Below are 18,839 nucleotides of genomic sequence, written 5' to 3'. Positions count from 1 at the left end.
CACGACACGCGGAAGTCGCCCACTTGGCGTGTATGTTCCGGGGCCGAGAGCCTTGGAAGGGACCAATCCGGTGAACAAGAAGCTTGCGGCCGCACTGTCCGGCGGTGCGGTACTGGTGCTCGCGTTGTCGGGCTGCGGCGGCGACGAAGAAGACAACAAGGTGGACGAGTGGGCCAAGAAGGTCTGTGACCAGGCCCAGCCACAGATCCAGAAGCGGGCCAACGCCCAGCAGACCATCATCTCGACCGCCGCCGACGGCCGGCCCGCCGACATCCAGGCCGCCGACTCGAAGGCCTTCCGGGACATCGCCGACGCGGACAAGGCGCTCGCCAAGGCCGTTCAGGACGCCGGAGCGCCGCCCGTGGAGAACGGCGCGAAGCTCCAGCAGGACGCGGTCAAGGAGCTCAACAGCACCGCCACGGCGTACGAATCGCTCAAGAAGCAGGTCGACGCGCTGAACCCGAAGGACCAGCAGAAGTTCGCCGACGGGCTCAAGGCCGTCGCCGACGGGCTGAAGAAGATCGAGAAGATGGACCAGGACGCCCTGGCGAAGCTCCAGTCGGGGCAGCTGGGCCAGGCGATGGCCAAGCAGCCCGGCTGCCAGAAGGCCCAGGCGTCGGTTCCGCCGACCGTGCCGCCCGCCAAGCCGGGGGCGGACTCCTCCGGTTCGCCCGCGTCGCCTGCCGCCTCGGCGTCCGCCAGCGCCTCGGCGTCGGCCCCGGCCTCCGCCGCCGCGTCGGCGGCTGCCTCGCCGGCCGCCTCCGCCTCCGCCAAGCCGAGTGCTTCGGCGAGCAGGGACGCGCGGTAGCAGTTGGCGGTATCCGCACGGCCCGGTTCCCGGTGGGGAGCCGGGCCGCTCGTCGTTTGTCAGTGGTGGCGGTCACAATGAGCAGGTGAGTACGACCAGCCTGATCACCAGCCTTCCGGTGCCCGACCGCGCCGCCCGCCTCCGCGATGCCCTGCTCGCGGCCGACTTCACCGCCGACGGGCTGCTGGAGCTGCTGGGCGCGCCCGCCTATGCCGCGCTCGCCCGCAGTGAGACGGTGCCCGCCCTGCGGGCCACCCGCGGGGACGGCGTGCTCGACACGCTCGTCCGGCTCTTCCTGCTCCAGCTGCCGGTGCCGAACGAGCGGGCGCGCGCCGCGCTCCCGCTGGAGGAGGCGCTCGCCGACGGGTGGGTGACCGAGACCGGCGGTGAGGTCCGCGCCGCGGTGGACGTGCGGCCGTACGGCGGCCCCGAGGGCGAGGACTGGTTCATCGTCTCGGACCTGGGTTGCGCGGTGGGCGGCGCGGGCGGAGCGAGCGGCCACGGTGAGGGCGTGGTCCTCGGGGTCGGCGGCGCGTCGACCACCCTCGCCGGCATCACCGTCCGGACGCCCGTCGCCTCGGCGCTGGACCTCGGCACCGGCTCCGGCATCCAGGCGCTGCACGCCGCGCAGCACGCCACCCGGGTGACGGCCACCGACCTGAACTCCAGGGCGCTGGACTTCACCCGGCTCACCCTGGCCCTGTCCGGCGCCCCCGAGGCAGACCTGCGCGTCGGATCGCTGTTCGAGCCGGTGGAGTCGGAGACGTACGACCTGATCGTCTCCAATCCGCCGTTCGTGATCTCCCCCGGCGCCCGGCTGACGTACCGGGACGGCGGAATGGGCGGGGACGACCTGTGCCGTTCACTCGTGGAGCAGGCGGGCGACCGGCTGAACGAAGGCGGTTACGCGCAGTTCCTGGCCAACTGGCAGCACGTGGAGGGCGAGGACTGGCAGGAGCGGTTGAGCTCCTGGGTGCCGCGCGGCTGCGACGCCTGGATCGTGCAGCGCGAGGTGCAGGACGTGACCCAGTACGCCGAGCTGTGGCTGCGCGACGCCGGTGACCACCGGGCGGACCCGCGGGAGTACGCGGAGCGGTACGGCGCCTGGCTGGACGAGTTCGAGGCCCGCCGGACCAAGGCCGTCGGCTTCGGCTGGATCACCCTGCGCAAGTCGGCGGCCGCCGCCGACGAGCCGTCGATCGTCACCGAGGAGTGGCCGCACCCCGTCGAGCAGCCACTGGGCGAGGTGGTCCGGGCGCACTTCACGCGCCAGGACTACCTGCGGACGCACGACGACGCCGCGCTGCTCGCCGACCACTTCGTCCTCGCCCCCGAGGTGGTGCAGGAACAGGTCGGGCTGCCGGGGGCGGAGGACCCGGAGCACGTGCTGCTGCGCCAGAACCGCGGGATGCGGCGCGCCACCAAGGTCGACGCGGTCGCGGCCGGCTTCGGGGGCGTCTGCGACGGCACGCTTCCCGCCGGGCGGATCCTGGACGCCATCGCCCAGCTGATGGGCGAGGACCCGGTGCTCCTGCGCGACCGCACGCCCCAGGCCATCCGCCTCCTGGTGCAGGAGGGCTTCCTGGAACCGGCCTCCTCGGCCGATCACCGCACGGACTGACCGGACGCACCGGACGGGACCGGGCTGACCGGACGGCACCGGACTGACCCGCCCGCCCCGTGCGGGGGGCCGGTGCACGTCCGGCACCCGGGCGGCACCTCCCGGGCCCGGTCCGCCACCCGGGTCCGCGCCCGGGCCCGGTCCGCCGGCCGCCAGCCGGGCCCGCGCGCGTCCGTCCGCCCCAGCTCCGCCACCCACCCCGCCGGCGCACAGCCGACGTCCTCCGGGTGTGAAACCGGCCACGGTTCCAGCCATCGTCCGAGTGACGGACCGGGTCGGGCGGGCCGGCGGACGCGTCACGGGCCGCGCTGGTCCGCGGCCGCCCCGGGCCGGCCGCCGCCGGTGGGGCGCCGCGCGGGTGAAACCCGGTGGTGGCGCCCGCGCCGTTCACCCGTAATTCGCGTTCACGACGTGCGGAGGTGCCAGCCTCGCCCACGGGCACGCAGGCACCACGGACGGATCGGGGTACGGGCATGGAGAGCGGACCGGCCATCTTCGCCGGCATGGCGTTCACGCTGTTCGGAGCGGGGCTGCTGCTGTGGACCGGGGCGCGGACGCTGCACCGCTCACCGGTCGTGCACGGGGTGAGCCCGGCGGCGGCGCTCACGTTCGCCACGTCGTTCGGGGCGGCCTTCGTCATCCTCGGCGTGTGGTGCTTCGGGCGGATCTGAACCCTCCTCGCCGATCTTCGAGAGATACGGGGCGGAATGAGGTGCTCCGCACTGGGAAGGAACCCGGAAAGGAGTCCGGGCGGCAGGAATGCCAGGACTCGGGTTACCGTTCGAGTGGCCGTTGCGGGCTTTCGCCGTTTGACACGGGGGCGGGTTGTACCGTCACACTCCGCAGCGTCAGCAGCGTCAGAGCAGTGTGTGTGCGGTGCGCCGGGCTTGCGCGGACTCCGCGCCGACACGGCGCCGGCGCCGCGCCGCACGTGCCACCGAGCGTCGACCGGAGAGAAGAGCGAAGTTGTCCCCGACCAGCGAGACCGCACAGGGCGGCCGCCGACTCGTCATCGTCGAGTCGCCTGCCAAGGCGAAGACGATCAAGGGCTACCTCGGCCCCGGCTACGTCGTCGAAGCGAGCGTCGGGCACATCCGCGACCTCCCGAACGGCGCCGCCGAAGTGCCCGAGAAGTACACCGGCGAGGTGCGCCGCCTCGGCGTGGACGTCGAACACGACTTCCAGCCGATCTATGTCGTCAACGCGGACAAGAAGGCCCAGGTCAGGAAGCTCAAGGAGCAGCTGGCCCAGTCCGACGAGCTCTTCCTCGCCACCGATGAGGACCGCGAGGGCGAGGCCATCGCCTGGCACCTCCTGGAGGTGCTCAAGCCCAAGGTCCCGGTCAAGCGGATGGTCTTCCACGAGATCACCAAGGCCGCGATCCAGGCGGCCGTCGCCAACCCGCGCGAGCTCAACCAGCGCATGGTCGACGCCCAGGAGACCCGCCGCATCCTCGACCGCCTGTACGGCTACGAGGTCTCGCCGGTCCTGTGGAAGAAGGTCATGCCACGGCTGTCGGCCGGCCGTGTGCAGTCCGTCGCCACCCGTCTCGTGGTCGAGCGGGAGCGGGAGCGCATCGCGTTCCGTTCCGCCGAGTACTGGGACCTGACCGGCACCTTCTCCACCGGTCGCACCGGTGACGCCTCCGACCCGTCGACCCTGGTCGCCCGTCTCGCCACCGTCGACGGCCGGCGCGTCGCGCAGGGCCGTGACTTCGGCTCGGACGGCCGGCTCAAGTCCGAGCAGGTGCTGCACCTGGACGAGGCGAACGCCCGCGCCCTGGCCGCCGCGCTCGCCGAGACGTCGTTCGCCGTCCGGTCGGTCGAGTCGAAGCCGTACCGCCGCTCGCCGTACGCGCCGTTCCGCACCACGACCCTCCAGCAGGAGGCCAGCCGGAAGCTGGGCTTCGGCGCGAAGGCGACGATGCAGGTCGCCCAGAAGCTGTACGAGAACGGCTTCATCACCTACATGCGTACGGACTCCACGACCCTGTCCGACACCGCTGTCGCGGCGGCCCGGGCGCAGGTCACGCAGTTGTACGGGGCCGACTACCTGCCCGACAAGCCGCGCACGTACGCCGGCAAGGTCAAGAACGCCCAGGAGGCGCACGAGGCGATCCGGCCTTCGGGTGATCGTTTCCGTACCCCCGCCGAGACCGGCCTCACCGGTGACCAGTTCAAGCTGTACGAGCTGATCTGGAAGCGGACCGTCGCTTCCCAGATGAAGGACGCGGTCGGCAACTCGGTCACCGTCAAGATCGGCGGCCGGACCGCCGACGGCCGGGACGCGGAGTTCAGCGCCTCGGGCAAGACGATCACCTTCCACGGCTTCATGAAGGCGTACGTGGAAGGGGCCGACGACCCCAACGCCGAGCTGGACGACCGTGAGCGGCGGTTGCCGCAGGTCGCCCAGGGCGACGCGCTGACCGCCGAGGAGATCACGGCGGACGGCCACGCGACCAAGCCGCCGGCCCGTTACACCGAGGCCTCGCTGGTCAAGGAGCTGGAAGAGCGCGAGATCGGCCGCCCGTCGACGTACGCCTCGATCATCGGCACCATCCTCGACCGCGGCTACGTCTTCAAGAAGGGCACCGCGCTCGTCCCGTCGTTCCTCTCCTTCGCCGTCGTGAACCTGCTGGAGAAGCACTTCGGTCGGCTCGTCGACTACGACTTCACCGCCAGGATGGAGGACGACCTCGACCGCATCGCGCGGGGCGAGGCGCAGGCCGTGCCGTGGCTGCGGCGCTTCTACTTCGGCGCGGGCGGCCCCGAGGGCCGTGCGGCCGACGCCGGAAACGGCGACGGCGACCACCTCGGTGGCCTCAAGGAGCTGGTCACGGACCTCGGTGCGATCGACGCGCGCGAGATCTCGTCGTTCCCGGTCGGCAACGGCATCGTGCTGCGCGTCGGCCGGTACGGCCCGTACGTCGAGCGCGGTGAGAAGGACCAGGACGGCCACCAGCGCGCCGACGTGCCCGAGGACCTGGCGCCCGACGAGCTCACCGTCGAGCTCGCGGAGGAGCTGCTGGCCAAGCCGAGCGGCGACTTCGACCTGGGCAAGGACCCGGCGACCGGGCACCAGATCGTCGCCAAGGACGGCCGGTACGGCCCGTACGTCACCGAGGTCCTCCCCGAGGGCACCCCGAAGACCGGCAAGAACGCGGTCAAGCCGCGCACGGCCTCCCTCTTCAAGTCCATGTCCCTGGACACGGTCACGCTGGATGACGCGCTGCGCCTGATGTCGCTGCCGCGCGTGGTCGGCACCGACCCGGAGGGCGTCGAGATCACGGCGCAGAACGGCCGGTACGGCCCGTACCTGAAGAAGGGCACGGACTCGCGGTCGCTGGAGAACGAGGAGCAGCTCTTCACCATCACCCTGGAGGAAGCCCTCGCGATCTACGCCCAGCCCAAGGCCCGGGGCCGGGCGGCGGCCAAGCCGCCGCTGAAGGAGCTCGGCACCGACCCGGTGAGCGAGCGCCCGGTGGTCGTGAAGGACGGCCGCTTCGGCCCGTACGTCACGGACGGCGAGACCAACGCCACCCTGCGCTCCGGCGACAGTGTGGAGACGATCACGCCGGAGCGGGGATACGAGCTGCTGGCGGAGAAGCGGGCCAAGGCCCCCGCGAAGAAGACCGCCAAGAAGGCCCCGGCGAAGAAGGCGACGGCCGCGAAGAAGACGGCCACGGCCAAGAAGACGGCGGCGAAGAAGACCACCACCGCCAAGAAGACCACCACCGCCAAGAAGGCCACGACGGCCAAGAAGACGGCGACGAAGAAGGCGACGGCCGCCTCCACGGCTACCGCTTCGGACGATTAGCCGGTGGCCGGTGGCCGGTGGCCGGTGGCCGGTCCGCTAGCCGGTAGCCGGTCCGGTGGCCGGTGGCCGGTGGCATGCGGCGGTCCGGCGCGAGGGCGGGCACCCACTCGGGGCCCGCCCTCGCGGCGTACCCGTCCGCCCCCTCTCACCGTGTGCGTTTGTTCGGACTGGCACGACTGACCTGCGGTCGCTCCGGATAGGCTGAGGGGATGACGCGAGCCGAGCAGCCAACGGTCTTGAGCAGCACCTCAGACTCCGACGCCGCACTTGCCGCGGACTCCCGCGAGCGCGCCGTGCGGGCCTTGTTGCGCACCCCACCGCTGCGGCGGTTGTGGAGCGCGCAGCTCGTCGGCGGGACCGGTGACGCCCTCGCCGTGCTCGTCCTGGTGCTGCTGGCCCTCCAGGCGGCCGTCACCGAGGGAACCTTCGGAGGCGGGTACCGCGGTGCGGCCTTCGCCGTCGCGGCCGTGTTCGGGGCCCGGGTGCTGGCCACGGTGCTCTTCGGGGCGGTCCTGCTGGGACCGCTGACCGCGCTGACGGCGCCCAGCGGGCCGCTCGACCGGCGCTGGACCATGATCGGCGCGGACGGAGTGCGCCTGGCGCTGCTGGTGGTCGCCCCGCTGTGGATCGACTGGACGCCCGACCTGGCACTGGTCTTCCTGCTGGGCACCGTCTTCCTGGCCGGCGCCGCCGAGCGCCTGTGGACGGTCGCCAAGGAGGGCGCCGCCCCCGCCCTGCTGCCCGCCCCGCCGCCGGAGGGCGCCGCCGTGCGGCCCCTGCCCGATCAGCTGGGCGCGCTGCGGCGGTTGTCGCTGCGTACCGGTTTCGCGGCCCTTCCCGCCGCGGCGGCCGTGCTCCTGGTCGTCACGCTCGTCGGGAACGTGCTGGCCACCGGCGTCGACTGGTTCTCGACCCACCAGGCGGCCCTCGGCTCGTACGTCGCGGCCGGGATGTTCGCCGCGTCCGTGTCCGTCCTGTACTTCCTCCAGCTGCCCGACGACCGGACCCCGCGCCCGCGCTCCCCGCTGGAGGGCCTGCGCCGCCCGTCCACCGGCAGCGGCGTCGACCGGGGCCGCACCGGGGCCATACCGCTGCTCGTGCTGGCCTGCGCCGCCGTCGCGGCGGCCGTCGCGTCCGCCGCCGCCGTCGCCGTACTGCACGCCTCCGACCTGGGGGGCGGCCCGGTCGCCTTCGCGCTGCTGGTCCTGGCGCTGGTCGGCGGTACCGGGCTGGGGATCCGTACCGCGCGGGCCGTCCTGCCCGCCCTGTCCCGCCGTCGGCTGCTGGCCCTCGCGGTCGCCGTCACGGGCGTCGCGCTGCTCGCGGTGGGCCTGGTGCCCGACACGGCCACCGTGCTGTTCATCGCGCTCGGCGCCGGTTACGCGGCCGGTGTCGCCGCGAACACCGGACACGCCCTGATCGACCAGGAGGCGGAGGAGTTCCGCCGGCCGAGGCTGACCGAACACCTCCAGGCGGTGGTGCGGGTCGCCATCGCGCTCGGTGCCATCGCCGCCCCGCTGCTGGCGGCCGCGATCGGCCCGCACCGCCTCGCCAACGGGGACTTCGTCTTCGCCCACGGCGGCGCCGCGTTCACGGTGATGCTCGCCGGCGCGCTGCTGCTGCCGGTGGCGGCCCTGGTCCTCGCCAGGACCGACGACCGCTCCGGAGTGCCGCTGCGCCGTGACCTGCGGGACGCGCTGCGCGGCGCGGACCCGGCGCAGGCGCCGTCGCCGACCGGTTTCTTCATCGCGCTGGAAGGCGGTGACGGGGCGGGCAAGTCCACCCAGGCGGAGGCGCTGGCCGAGTGGATCCGGGCCAAGGGCCACGAGGTGGTCGTCACCCGTGAGCCGGGCGCGACGCCCATCGGCAAGCGGCTGCGCTCGATCCTGCTGGATGTGTCGAGCGCCGGTCTGTCCAACCGCGCCGAGGCGCTGCTGTACGCCGCCGACCGCGCGGAGCACGTCGACTCGCTGGTCCGCCCGGCCCTGGAGCGGGGCGCGGTCGTCATCTCCGACCGGTACATCGACTCGTCCGTGGCCTACCAGGGCGCGGGCCGCGACCTCTCCCCGACCGAGATCGCCCGTATCTCGCGCTGGGCGACCGGTGGACTCGTACCCAACCTGACGGTGCTGCTCGACGTCTCGCCGGAGACCGCGCGGGAGCGGTTCACCGAGGCGCCCGACCGGCTGGAGTCCGAGCCCGCGGAGTTCCACCGGCGGGTCCGGGCTGGCTTCCTGACCCTCGCGGCGGCCGACCCCGGTCGCTACCTGGTGGTCGACGCGGGTCAGGAGCCGCAGGCGGTCACCACCGTCGTACGCCACCGGCTCGACCAGATGCTGCCGCTGTCCGAGGCGGAGGCCGAGGCGCTGGCGGCGGCCCGCAGGGCTGCCGAGGAGGCGGCCAGGCGCAAGGCCGAGGAGGAGGCCGCGCGCAAGGCCGAGGAGGAGCGCCTGGAGCGTGAGCGCCAGGAGCAGCTCGCCAAGCTGCGCGCCGAGGAGGAGGAGCGCAAGCGCCGCGAGGAGGAAGAGGCGCGGCGCCGGGAGGCCGAGCGGCAGGCCGAGGAGGCCAGGCGCCGGGCCGAGGAGGCGCGCCGGCTGGCGGAGGAGGAGCGCAAGCGCCGCGAGGCCGAGGAGAAGACCCGCCGCGAGGAGCAGGAGCGCCTGCGCAAAATGGCCGAGGAGCAGGCCAGGCTGCGCGCCGAGGCCGAGGAGCGGCGCAAGGAGAAGCAGCGCAAGGCCGAGGAGGCCCTGCTGCGTGCCGAGGAGGCCCGGCGGCTCGCCGAGGCGGCCGCCGCCGCGTCGGCCGCGGCGGCGGTGGCATCCGCGCCCCCGCCCCCGCCCGTGTCGCCGAACGAGGTGACCGTGCCCACCCCTGTCATCAGCCCGAACGAGGTGACGCAGGAGGTTCCGACACCCCGCGTCAACATGCGCAAGGACGACGACACGGCCGTTCTGCGGCCGGTGCGCGGGGACGACGCGGCACCGGTCCGGGACAGCGCCGGTGCGGCGGAGGAGACCGCCGTGCTGCCGCCGGTGCGGGACAGCGCCGGTGCGGCCGAGGAGACGGCGACCCTGCGGCCGGTGACGGACCGCTCGGCCGAGGAGACGGCGGTCCTGCGGCCGGTGCGGGACGAGCGCCCGGACGACCGGGTACCGCCCGGCTTCTTCCGGGACGAGGCCGAGCCGGCCGCCGCCCCCCAGCAGCCCGGTGGGAACGAGCGGACCCGCGAGCTCCCGCAGGTGGACGAGCAGGGCCGCCCGCGGCGCCGCTCGGACTGGGCGGAGGAGACCCCGCTGGACGACCTGCCGACCCTGGCCGACGAGCTGCTCGGCCCGCGCGGCGACGCGACGGGCGGACGGGACGCGGCGCCCGGCGACGCCGACGCGGACGAGCGGCGCCGGGGCCGCCGCCGCTGAGGTGCGGGCGTTGTCGGACCCCTGCCCCACAATGGAAGCCACTCGTACGAAAGGGGGGTGAGGCACCCATGCCCGTATGGGACGACCTGGTCGGCCAGGACCGCGTCCAGGAACAGCTGGCCGCCGCCGCCCGGGACGCCGACGCGCTCGTCACCGCCGAGGCGAGCCGTGCAGTGCCGCCCGACGCGTCGAAGATGACGCACGCGTGGCTGTTCACCGGCCCGCCCGGCTCCGGGCGGGCCACCGCCGCCCGGGCCTTCGCGGCGGCGCTGCAGTGCGTCAGCCCGGACCGCGCCCTGGGCGGCGAGCCGGGCTGCGGCTTCTGCGACGGCTGCCACACCACGCTGGTGGGGACGCACTCGGATGTGGAGATCATCCGCACCGACCTCCTCTCCATCGGTGTGAAGGACACCCGTGAGCTGGTCCGGCGCGCCCAGCTCTCGCCGGCCGTCGGGCGCTGGCAGGTCATCGTGCTGGAGGACGCCGACCGCCTGACCGAGGGCGCGGGCAACGTCCTGCTGAAGGCCGTCGAGGAGCCCGCGCCCCGCACGGTCTGGCTGCTGTGCGCGCCCTCCGTCGAGGACGTGCTGCCCACCATCCGCTCCCGCTGCCGCCACCTCACCCTGCGCACGCCACCGGTGGAGGCGGTCGCCGACGTCCTGATCCGGCGGGACGGCATCGAGCCCGACGCGGCGTACGTCGCCGCCCGCGCCACCCAGGGCCACATCGACCACGCCCGCCGCCTGGCCACCGACGAGCGGGCCAGGGCCCGCCGGGCCGCCGTGCTCAAGCTGCCGCTGCGGGTGGCCGACATCGGGGGCTGTCTGCGGGCGGCACAGGAGCTGATCGACGCCGCGTCCGACGACGCCAAGGAGGTGGCCGAGGGGGTCGACGTCAAGGAGACCGAGGACCTCAAGGCGGCCCTGGGCGCGTCGCAGGGGGGCCGGATGCCCCGCGGCACGGCGGGCGCCATGAAGGAGCTGGAGGACCGGCAGAAGCGCCGCAAGACCCGTACCCAGCGCGACAGCCTGGACCTGGCCCTCAGCGACCTGACCGGGTTCTACCGCGATGTGCTGGCCCTCCAGCTCGGCGCGCGCAGCGAGCTGGCCAACCTCGACGTGCGCGACGCGCTGGAGCGCACGGCCCGTGACTCCACACCCGAACAGACCCTCCGCCGCATCGAGGCGGTCCTCGCCTGCCGGGAGGCCCTGGAGACCAACGTGGCACCGCTGCTGGCGGTGGAGGCCATGACGATGGCGCTGCGCGCCGGGTAATCCGTACGGGGCATGGCGGTGAACAATCCGTCACCGTCCCGATACGCTCCGGGAATGGACTTCAGCCGCCCACTCCGTACGTCCGCCCTGGCCGCCCTCGCGACCTTCGGGCTGCTCCTCTCCGGCTGCACCGGGACGGGTGCGGCGTCCTCCGCCTCCGCCACCGCCCCGGCCTCCGCCTCCGGACCGGCGCCGGGCGCCGTCACACCCGCCGAGCTCAAGGCGCTCAAGGGGTATTACGGGCAGCGCCTGACCTGGCGGAAGTGCGGCGTGCCGGGCTTCGAGTGCGCCACGCTCAAGGCCCCGCTCGACTACGCGAAACCGGCCGGCGACCAGGTGGACCTGGCCGTGTCCCGGGTCAGGGCCACCGGCCCGGGCAAGCGCCTGGGCTCCCTGCTGGTCAACCCGGGCGGACCGGGCGGCTCGGCGATCGGCTACCTCCAGGAGTACGCGGGCGTCGGCTACCCGGCCCAGGTCCGCGCCCGGTACGACATGGTCGCCGTCGACCCGCGCGGCGTGGCCCGCAGCGAGCCCGTCCGGTGCCTGGACGGCGAGCAGATGGACACGTACACGCAGGTCGACCTGACCCCCGACGACCGGCGCGAGACCGACCGGCTGACGGCGTCGTTCAAGGACTTCGCGGCCGGCTGCGAGAAGCGCTCGGGCCGGATCCTGTCCCATGTCTCGACCGTCGAGACGGCCCGCGACATGGACATCCTGCGCGCGGTGCTGGGCGACCGGAAGCTGGCGTACGTCGGCGCCTCGTACGGCACGTTCCTCGGCGCGACCTACGCCGAGCTGTTCCCCACCCGCACCGGCCGGCTGGTCCTCGACGGCGCGATGGACCCCTCCCTGCCGACGGCCGAGCTGAACCGCGACCAGACGGCCGGGTTCGAGGCCGCCTTCCGGTCCTTCGCCGCCGACTGCGTACGGCGGCCGGACTGCCCGCTGGGCACAGAGTCGCCCGCCGACGCGGCCACCCGGCTCAAGGCGTTCTTCACCCGGGTCGACGCCGAGCCGGTACCCACCGGTGAGCGCCGGGCGCTCGGCGAGTCCCTGGCGACCACCGGTGTGATCGCCGCCATGTACGACGAAGCCGCCTGGTCCCGGCTGCGCGAGGCCCTCACCCGTGCCATGGACGGCGAGGGCTCGGGCCTGCTCGCGCTGGCCGACACCTACTACGAGCGGGAGGAGGACGGCACGTACTCCAACCTGATGTACGCCAACGCGGCGGTGAACTGCCTGGACCAGCCGCCCGCCTTCACCACCCCCGGCCAGGCCGCCGCCGCCGTCCCGTCCTTCGAGAAGGCCTCCCCGGTTTTTGGCAAGGGCCTGGCCTGGGCCTCACTGAGCTGCGCGTACTGGCCCGTCAAGGCCACCGGCACCGCCCACCGCATCAAGGCCGAGGGCGCCGCCCCGATCCTCGTGGTCGGCACGACCCGCGACCCGGCCACCCCCTACAAGTGGGCGAAGGCCCTCGCCGCCCAGCTCGCCTCGGGCACCCTGCTCACCTACGACGGCGACGGCCACACCGCGTACGGCCGGGGCAGCACCTGCGTCGACACGGCGATCAACACCTACCTCCTGTCGGGCACGACTCCCCCCGAAGGCAAGCGCTGCTCCTGACCGACCCGCGCGCCTCCGGGCCCAGCCCGGGGGTGTGCGAGGCACCCCCGCGACCTGTGTAGACTTGGGCCCGCTGCTGCACCCGCACGCGGGACCGCACGGCATGCCGCCTTAGCTCAGTTGGCCAGAGCAACGCACTCGTAATGCGTAGGTCTCGGGTTCGAATCCCGAAGGCGGCTCTGTGGAAGCCTCAGGACTCACTCGCCGTGACCTGGGGCTTTTGCTTTTGCCGGACCGTGCCGAAAGGTGACGTGCGAGACAACCGGGAGGCGTGGTCAAGGTGCACGCCGGCCGCATGGCGGAACTCAACGGGGATCCGGTCGACCCGGCCCAGCTGCAGACCCTGGCCCTGACCAACTACGGCCACTTCACCTCCATGCGGGTGGACGGCGGGCGCGTACGCGGCCTGTCCCTGCACCTGGAGCGGCTTCGGCGCGACTGCCGGGCCCTCTTCGGGAGTGACCTCGAACCGGAGCGTGTCCGCGAACTCGTCCGCCGCGCTGTTCCGGTCACCGGATCCACGACGGTCCGCGTCACCGTCTTCGACCCCGACCTCGACCTGGGGCATCCGGGCAGGGCCGACGACCCGCACGTGCTGGTGACCTCCCGGCCGGCTGGCGCCCTCCCGCTCCCGCCGCTCAGGGTGCGGTCCACGACGTATGTACGCGACGTGCCGAGCGTCAAGAGCGTCGGACTCTTCGCGTCCCTGCACCACCGCCGTCAGGCACAGCTGACCGGCTTCGACGACGCCCTCTTCGTCGACCCGGAGGGCGTGATCTCGGAGGGAGGCACCTGGAACGTCGGATTCTTCGACGGCAGTCAGGTGATCTGGCCGAACGCCGACTGCCTCGTGGGCGTCACCATGGAGCTCTTGAAGGGCGCCCATGACCACGTCACGCGGACGGTCCGCCTGGACGACCTGACGAACGTGCGGGCGGCGTTCGCCACCAACGCGGCAATCGGAGTACGCGCCGTCAGCGCGATCGACGGGGTCGAGCTGCCTGAATCCCACCCGATCGTCGACGCGCTCCGCGAGGAGTACTCGGACATCGAAGGTGACTTGTTGTGACGCTCCGCGTTGGCTCCCACTGGCCAGGCTGACCGGGCCGGCCGGCACATCGCGGAGTACCGAGGGGTTCGCGACGCGCCTCGGTGTCAGTCCCGTTCCGGGTCCGGCCGCTGCGACGTCAAGGCCGGCGTCTGGAGCAGTCCTTTCACCCGCGCCGTCCCGGCCGTCTTCCACGACGCCTCCGCCGAGATGCTCGACGACGACACCGGGGTTCCGACGCGGCCCCTGCCACTGTCATCGAGGCGTTGCTGGGCGGCTGAGACATCAGGCGACGCCTGGTGGCCTCTTGTCCGAACACCGATCCCACCCCGACCGCACGGCCTGCGGGTGATGGCTCCGGCGGGCGGGGCGGTGACGCGGGAGGCGGCGTGGCCGAAGCGGGAGTGAGCCGGCGCGGGACGGCGGGTTCGACGAGGGCCCCGAGCCGGTGAGGGCCCGGATGTCCCCGGTACGGGCCGCCACGGGGCCGGCCGGTGGGCGGGACGGGGTGGGGCGGACGCGGTGCGGCGGGCGGGCTTTCCCCCGGCGGGGACAATTCGCCGCCGTGCGGGGTGGGATCGCCTGCTCTCGTAATAGGGTCTTGAGTTCCGGATATCGAACGCGGCGTCGCGTGAAGCCTTTTTGAATTACTCAATCAATCCTCAGGTATTCGCATTCCTTATTGCCCCATCGGGTATGCGAATCGAACAGCTATTGTCGCGGACATGCCATCTACGTAAAGTCTCTCCTGTAGCAGCTATTCGCCGGTGTCCCCGGCAAGGGGCACCTCGGGAGGGATCAGAATGAAGCGAATTCGCCGGAACCTTCGTGGCCGCAAGTCGCTGACGGCCGCCGCCGTCGCGGTCGCGATGGTCGGTGTGGGCGGTATCGCCACCGCCAGTCCCGCGCACGACCTGACCGCCGTCACCACCGCCGAGGGCAAGTTCCTCAAGGTCACGGACATCAAGGTGAAGAACGTGTCCGAGGTGGTCGAGCAGACCCTGATCATTCAGCCGGGTGGGGACACCGGCTGGCACGTGCATCCGGGGCTGGTGATCCTGACCGTGCAGAAGGGCACCATTGTGCGGAAGAACGCCGACTGCACCCAGGAAGTCTTCCGGCAGGGAACCTCATTCATCAAGCAGGGCAATCTTCCGCTCAATGGTGTGAATGAAGGCACGGAGCCCATCGAGCTGCACCTCACCTACATCAAGCCCAAGGGCACCCCGCTGCGTTACGAGCGTGAGGCTCCGCGCGGCTGCTGAGCCGGGAAAGCCGGGAAAGCCGGGAAATCCGGGAATACGGCCGGTGGGGCCCCGCCTTTTCAGGCGGGGCCCCTGCCGGGGGAAACCCGGTACCGCGGACGGCAAGGCGTGACCTCGGTGACGCGTCACGCGGCCGGCGTCGGGAGCAACTGCCGCTGCTGGAGTTCCTGGCGGTAGGCCGCGAGGCGGGAGACCCGCCCGACGGTCAGGGCCCCGACGAGCCGGCCCGCCCGGTGGTAGCTGACCTCCAGACGGCGGGCGCCGAGGTCGTACTCCAGGACGCGGGCCTCGTCGGCGGCGCCGGGCAGGCCCACCGACCGGATCTTCACACCGTGCAGGTCCGACCAGAAGGACGGCACCCCGGTGAAGGGTCGGGGAGCGTCCGGGTGGAGCAGGGTGTGCGCGGCGGTGGCCGCCTGTTCCACGGCGTTGGTCCAGTGGCCGAGGGCCAGGGGCTCGCCGTCCGCCAGTGCCTGCGGCGCCCGGGCGATGTCACCCGCGGTGACCACGCCCGGCACGGCCGTGCCGTCGGGGCGCAGGGCGCGCAGGCAGGGGTCGCAGCGCACCCCGCCGTCCACGGCGATGCCCGAGCCGGCCAGCCAGCCGGTCGCCGGGACGGCGCCGAGGGCCAGCACGGCCGCGGTGGCCCCGGCCTCGGTGCCGTCGGAGAGCCGGACCCCGGTCAGCCGGCCGTCGGCCGACGCGTGGAAGTCGGTGACGGTGGTGCCGGTCCGCAGGTCGATGCCCGCCTCGCGGTGCAGCGTGGCGACGAACGTGCCGGCCACCGCGCCGATGGCCCGCTCCAGCGGCTGGTTGCCCGTCTCGACCAGTGTGACGTCCAGGCCCCGCGCCCGGGCCGCGGCGGCGATCTCGCCCCCGAGGAAACCGGCGCCGACGACGACCAGCCGGCGTCCCGGGACGAGCTCGGCCCGCAGCGCCAGGGCGTCGTCCCAGCCGCGCAGGGTCATGACGCCGCGCGGGGGCGGTTGCTCGGCGGGCCAGCCGCGCGCGGCCGAGCCCGTGGCGATCAGCAGCCCGTCGTAGGGGAGCCGTGCCCCGTCCGCCAGCGTGACGGTCCGGGTGTCCGGGTCGAGGGCGACCGCCGCCTGGCCGAGCCGCCAGCGGATGTCGAGCCCGTCGGGCAGCGGCAGTTCGGTGCTCGCGGGGCGGTCCGTGGCGGTGAGGACCTGCTTGGACAGGGGCGGGCGGTCGTACGGGAGGCGGGGTTCGTCGCCCACGACCGTCAGGTTCCCGGTGAAGCCCTGGGCGCGCAGCGCCTCCGCGGCCCGCAGTCCGGCGAGCGAGGCGCCGACGATCACCAGCTCCCGCGGGCCCGCGCCCGTGGCCGTGCCGGTGGCCGTCACGGCGCGGCCGGCCCGACGGTGATGGCGCGAACCGGGCAGACCGCGGCCGCCTTCTCGGCCTTGTCGCGCAGGGCGTCGGACGGGGCGGCCTCGTACACGAGGTACTCCTCGTCGTCGAAGGAGAAGATCTCGGGTGCCGCGAAGACGCACTGCCCGTGGCTCTCACACAGGTTCATGTCCACGGTGATCCGCATGGCTGACTCCGTTACGGGGGTTCAGGGTTCGTTGGGAGAAGGGGAGAGGGGGCGCCGGTCAGGCCACCGGAGGGTTGAAGCGGGAGTAGCCGGGGGCCGACCAGCGCAGGGGAGAGGCCGCCGAGACCTCCCGCACCGCCTCCACGGAGAACTCCACCAGCCGCTGCGCCCCGGGCACCCGGGCGATCTCCTCGGCGTCCCAGACCGTGCGCGCGGTACCGCTCAGGTGCAGGGCGGTGCCCGTCTCCCAGTCCGGTACGACGATGCCCGCGGCGGGGTTGAGCAGCAGATTGCCCAGGGTCAGGAACATGGCGTTGCCGACGTAGTCCGGCCAGCGCAGCGAGGTGGGGGACAGCACCTGGACGAAACCGGGGTTGCCGCCCCGGTGCGAGGCGTCCGCGTCGCCGCGGTCGGACGTGGTGGCGATGAAGAACGTGTCCGCGCCCCGCACCATCCGCTGCTGCGCGTCGCTCAGTTCGGTCCCGTCGGTGACGGTGCGGGCCGTGGCCGCCTCGTCGTCCGCCGCGAGGATCCGGTAGTCGCGCTTCTGCAGGTACTTGGGGCAGTTGGCGATCACCTGGTCGAGATCGACGCGCAGTCCGTCGCCGTCCCGGAAGGCCCGGCCGTTGATCCGCATCCGGCGCCGGGTGGCCGGCTCGATGGCGATCATGCCGACGCGTACGGGTTCCCCGGGGGACCCGGCTCCCGCGAGGACGTCCCACAGCGGGTCCTCGGGGAGGGGGAGCGTGTCGATGGTGAGGGTGCGGGGGTCGGGCGCCCGGAGGAAACCGGGTGCCCCCGTCAACTGGGTGGCCCAGACGCGGCCCCCGCGGTCCGCGCCTCCGATGACGATCATCGGCTGTTCGGCAAGGAATGCCGCCGCGACGGCGGGGACGGTCTCGCCGATGCCGCCGAGGGAGAAGCTCGCCTGATCGGCGAGTTCCGCCCGCTCCTGCACCGCGATCTCACCGCTGTGATAGCTGGCCACGGCATTCCTTTCCGAAGTGACCGATCGGGGGGTGGGGCGCTTCCTAGAAGAAGCCGCAGGTGGGCGCACCGGAGGTGGGGGCGTCGGCCGGGTCGGCGCCGGTGGGGGCGTAGATCTCCAGCCGGATGCCGTCGGGGTCGGTGAAGAAGATGCCGCCGGACGCGCCGTTCTCGCCGTGCGGCACGACGCCCTGGTAGGTGAACTCGGCACCCAGGTTGCGCAGGACCTCTTCGGTGGCCTTGACCTCTTCGATGGTGTCCACCTGGAAGGACAGGTGGTGCAGGCCGGCCCGGTCCTTGGCGAACGCGCTGTCGCTCTGCTGCCAGAGGGTGACGAGCAGGCGGGAGTCACGGCCGAGGAAGGCCCAGCGCCGGTCGTCCTCCTTGCCCTCGGCCAGCACCTGGAAGTCGAAGACCTCGCGGTAGAAGGCGAGCGAGCGGTCCAGGTCCGTGACGTTCAGGCCGACGTGCCCGGTCTGGAGGTTGGTCGCCTTGCTCATCGTCAATCCCATGCCTTCGGTAGGGGTTACGAGGCGTTCCCGTAACCGTCAAAATCAAAGTTAGCGGTTAGGTTCGACAGGGTCAACCGCTGATCAAGGAATGACCGGTTAGTGTTGGTGGGAGCGTGTTCATCTGTCCGCCGCTAAGGAAGGACCCGACCCGTGCCGCCACCCATCGAGGCCGACCCCCGGCCGCTGACCGGTGAGCCCCTCTCCATCGACCTCCTCAACACGCGGTGGATCGACGCAGAGGGCGCTCATGACCTGCTGGAAACCCTCGACGGGCTGGAGGTGTGGCTGGCCGCCCCGGCCGTGCGCCGGAGCATCGGCGGGTACCGGGACCCCGGCGACGCCCCCGGCGGCGACCGTCCGGTTCCGGCCGACCGCGCCACCCTGGAGAACGTCCTGCGGGCGCGCGCCGTGCTGGACGAGCTCATCGCCGATCCCGACCGGCCGCCGCCGCACGCCGTGGACGCGCTCAACGACGTCCTGGCGCACGGCCGGGTCCGCCGCGTCCTGCGCCCCGACGGCCGGCCGGACACCGTGGTGGAGGTGGCGGAGCCGTCCTGGCTGCCGGCCTGGTCGGCGGCGGAGAACTGGCTCCGGCTGATGGCCGACCGCCCCGAGCGGGTCCGCTCCTGTGCCAACGACGACTGCGTCCTGCACTTCTACGACATCTCCAGGAACGGCACGCGGCGCTGGTGCTCGATGGCGGGCTGCGGCAACCGCGCGAAGGCCCAGCGGCACTACGCCCGCCACCACATCGGCTGACCGGGGCCGGGCGCCGAACACCGGGCGTCGCGGTGCCGGCGCCAGGACCGGCGCGGTCGGCGCCGCGGTACCGGCGCACGGAGGGCCCGGCCTCGTGACCACGAGGCCGGGCCCTCCGCCCGTCACCGGTGCCGGCGGCACGGCGCGCC

At 73.1% G+C, this 18,839-nt stretch carries 14 protein-coding genes and 1 tRNA gene; 11 read left to right on the top strand and 4 right to left on the bottom strand.

Features of this window, described 5'->3' with window-relative positions; genetic code table 11:
• Window positions 1-70 precede the first annotated feature (70 nt).
• The 10 genes from AB0H53_RS15275 to AB0H53_RS15230 all read left to right on the top strand — a co-directional run bounded on the left by AB0H53_RS15275 (window position 71) and on the right by AB0H53_RS15230 (window position 14,874).
• On the top strand, window positions 71-808 hold the full coding sequence (locus tag AB0H53_RS15275; RefSeq protein ID WP_362112124.1) for a small secreted protein: 738 nt from the start codon (window positions 71-73) through the stop codon (window positions 806-808).
• 85 nt (window positions 809-893) lie between these two features.
• Window positions 894-2,429, top strand: a complete 1,536-nt coding sequence (locus AB0H53_RS15270) for a class I SAM-dependent methyltransferase (protein ID WP_362112121.1) — start codon at window positions 894-896, stop codon at window positions 2,427-2,429.
• Window positions 2,430-2,902: 473 nt separating this feature from the next.
• Window positions 2,903-3,100: a hypothetical protein gene (locus tag AB0H53_RS15265; protein WP_362112118.1), complete on the top strand. Its 198-nt coding sequence runs from the start codon at window positions 2,903-2,905 to the stop codon at window positions 3,098-3,100.
• 295 nt (window positions 3,101-3,395) lie between these two features.
• The gene (topA, locus tag AB0H53_RS15260) at window positions 3,396-6,245 is read left to right on the top strand and encodes a type I DNA topoisomerase (protein ID WP_362112115.1); all 2,850 of its coding nucleotides are present in this window, start codon (window positions 3,396-3,398) and stop codon (window positions 6,243-6,245) included.
• Window positions 6,246-6,454: 209 nt separating this feature from the next.
• Window positions 6,455-9,661: a dTMP kinase gene (gene tmk / locus AB0H53_RS15255; RefSeq protein WP_362112112.1), complete on the top strand. Its 3,207-nt coding sequence runs from the start codon at window positions 6,455-6,457 to the stop codon at window positions 9,659-9,661.
• A 68-nt stretch (window positions 9,662-9,729) separates the two neighbouring features.
• Window positions 9,730-10,935: a DNA polymerase III subunit delta' gene (locus AB0H53_RS15250; protein ID WP_362112109.1), complete on the top strand. Its 1,206-nt coding sequence runs from the start codon at window positions 9,730-9,732 to the stop codon at window positions 10,933-10,935.
• Window positions 10,936-10,989: 54 nt separating this feature from the next.
• Window positions 10,990-12,561 (top strand): alpha/beta hydrolase, encoded by a 1,572-nt coding sequence (locus tag AB0H53_RS15245; protein WP_362112106.1) that lies wholly within the window; start codon window positions 10,990-10,992, stop codon window positions 12,559-12,561.
• A gap of 105 nt (window positions 12,562-12,666) precedes the next feature.
• Window positions 12,667-12,740 (top strand) — tRNA-Thr (locus tag AB0H53_RS15240).
• 116 nt (window positions 12,741-12,856) lie between these two features.
• Complete coding sequence (locus AB0H53_RS15235) at window positions 12,857-13,630, top strand: aminotransferase class IV family protein (protein WP_362112103.1); 774 nt, start codon at window positions 12,857-12,859, stop codon at window positions 13,628-13,630.
• 782 nt (window positions 13,631-14,412) lie between these two features.
• Window positions 14,413-14,874: a cupin domain-containing protein gene (locus tag AB0H53_RS15230; protein WP_362112100.1), complete on the top strand. Its 462-nt coding sequence runs from the start codon at window positions 14,413-14,415 to the stop codon at window positions 14,872-14,874.
• A 125-nt stretch (window positions 14,875-14,999) separates the two neighbouring features.
• Here the strand turns inward: AB0H53_RS15230 and AB0H53_RS15225 are convergent, their stop codons facing one another.
• Genes AB0H53_RS15225 through AB0H53_RS15210 form a run of 4 tightly spaced genes read right to left on the bottom strand, consistent with a single transcriptional unit; the run spans window position 15,000 to window position 17,919 of the window.
• Entirely contained in the window at window positions 15,000-16,238 is a 1,239-nt protein-coding gene (locus AB0H53_RS15225) for an FAD-dependent oxidoreductase (protein WP_362112097.1), read from the bottom strand.
• Window positions 16,235-16,432 (bottom strand): ferredoxin, encoded by a 198-nt coding sequence (locus tag AB0H53_RS15220; RefSeq protein ID WP_362112094.1) that lies wholly within the window; start codon window positions 16,430-16,432, stop codon window positions 16,235-16,237. The genes AB0H53_RS15225 and AB0H53_RS15220 overlap by 4 nt, the downstream gene beginning before the upstream one ends.
• A gap of 58 nt (window positions 16,433-16,490) precedes the next feature.
• Complete coding sequence (locus AB0H53_RS15215) at window positions 16,491-17,420, bottom strand: pyridoxamine 5'-phosphate oxidase family protein (protein WP_362112091.1); 930 nt, start codon at window positions 17,418-17,420, stop codon at window positions 16,491-16,493.
• 43 nt (window positions 17,421-17,463) lie between these two features.
• Entirely contained in the window at window positions 17,464-17,919 is a 456-nt protein-coding gene (locus AB0H53_RS15210; protein WP_362112088.1) for a VOC family protein, read from the bottom strand.
• Window positions 17,920-18,081: 162 nt separating this feature from the next.
• On the opposite strand from AB0H53_RS15210, the gene AB0H53_RS15205 reads away from it, so the two are divergent.
• Window positions 18,082-18,690: a CGNR zinc finger domain-containing protein gene (locus tag AB0H53_RS15205; protein WP_362112085.1), complete on the top strand. Its 609-nt coding sequence runs from the start codon at window positions 18,082-18,084 to the stop codon at window positions 18,688-18,690.
• The last annotated feature ends 149 nt before the right edge of the window (window positions 18,691-18,839 follow it).

Source organism: Streptomyces sp. NPDC050856 (genome assembly GCF_040653855.1).
Classification (GTDB): Bacteria; Actinomycetota; Actinomycetes; order Streptomycetales; family Streptomycetaceae; genus Streptomyces.
The sequence above is the reverse complement of the archived record's forward strand: the minus strand, read 5'-3'. Positions and strand labels throughout refer to the sequence as shown.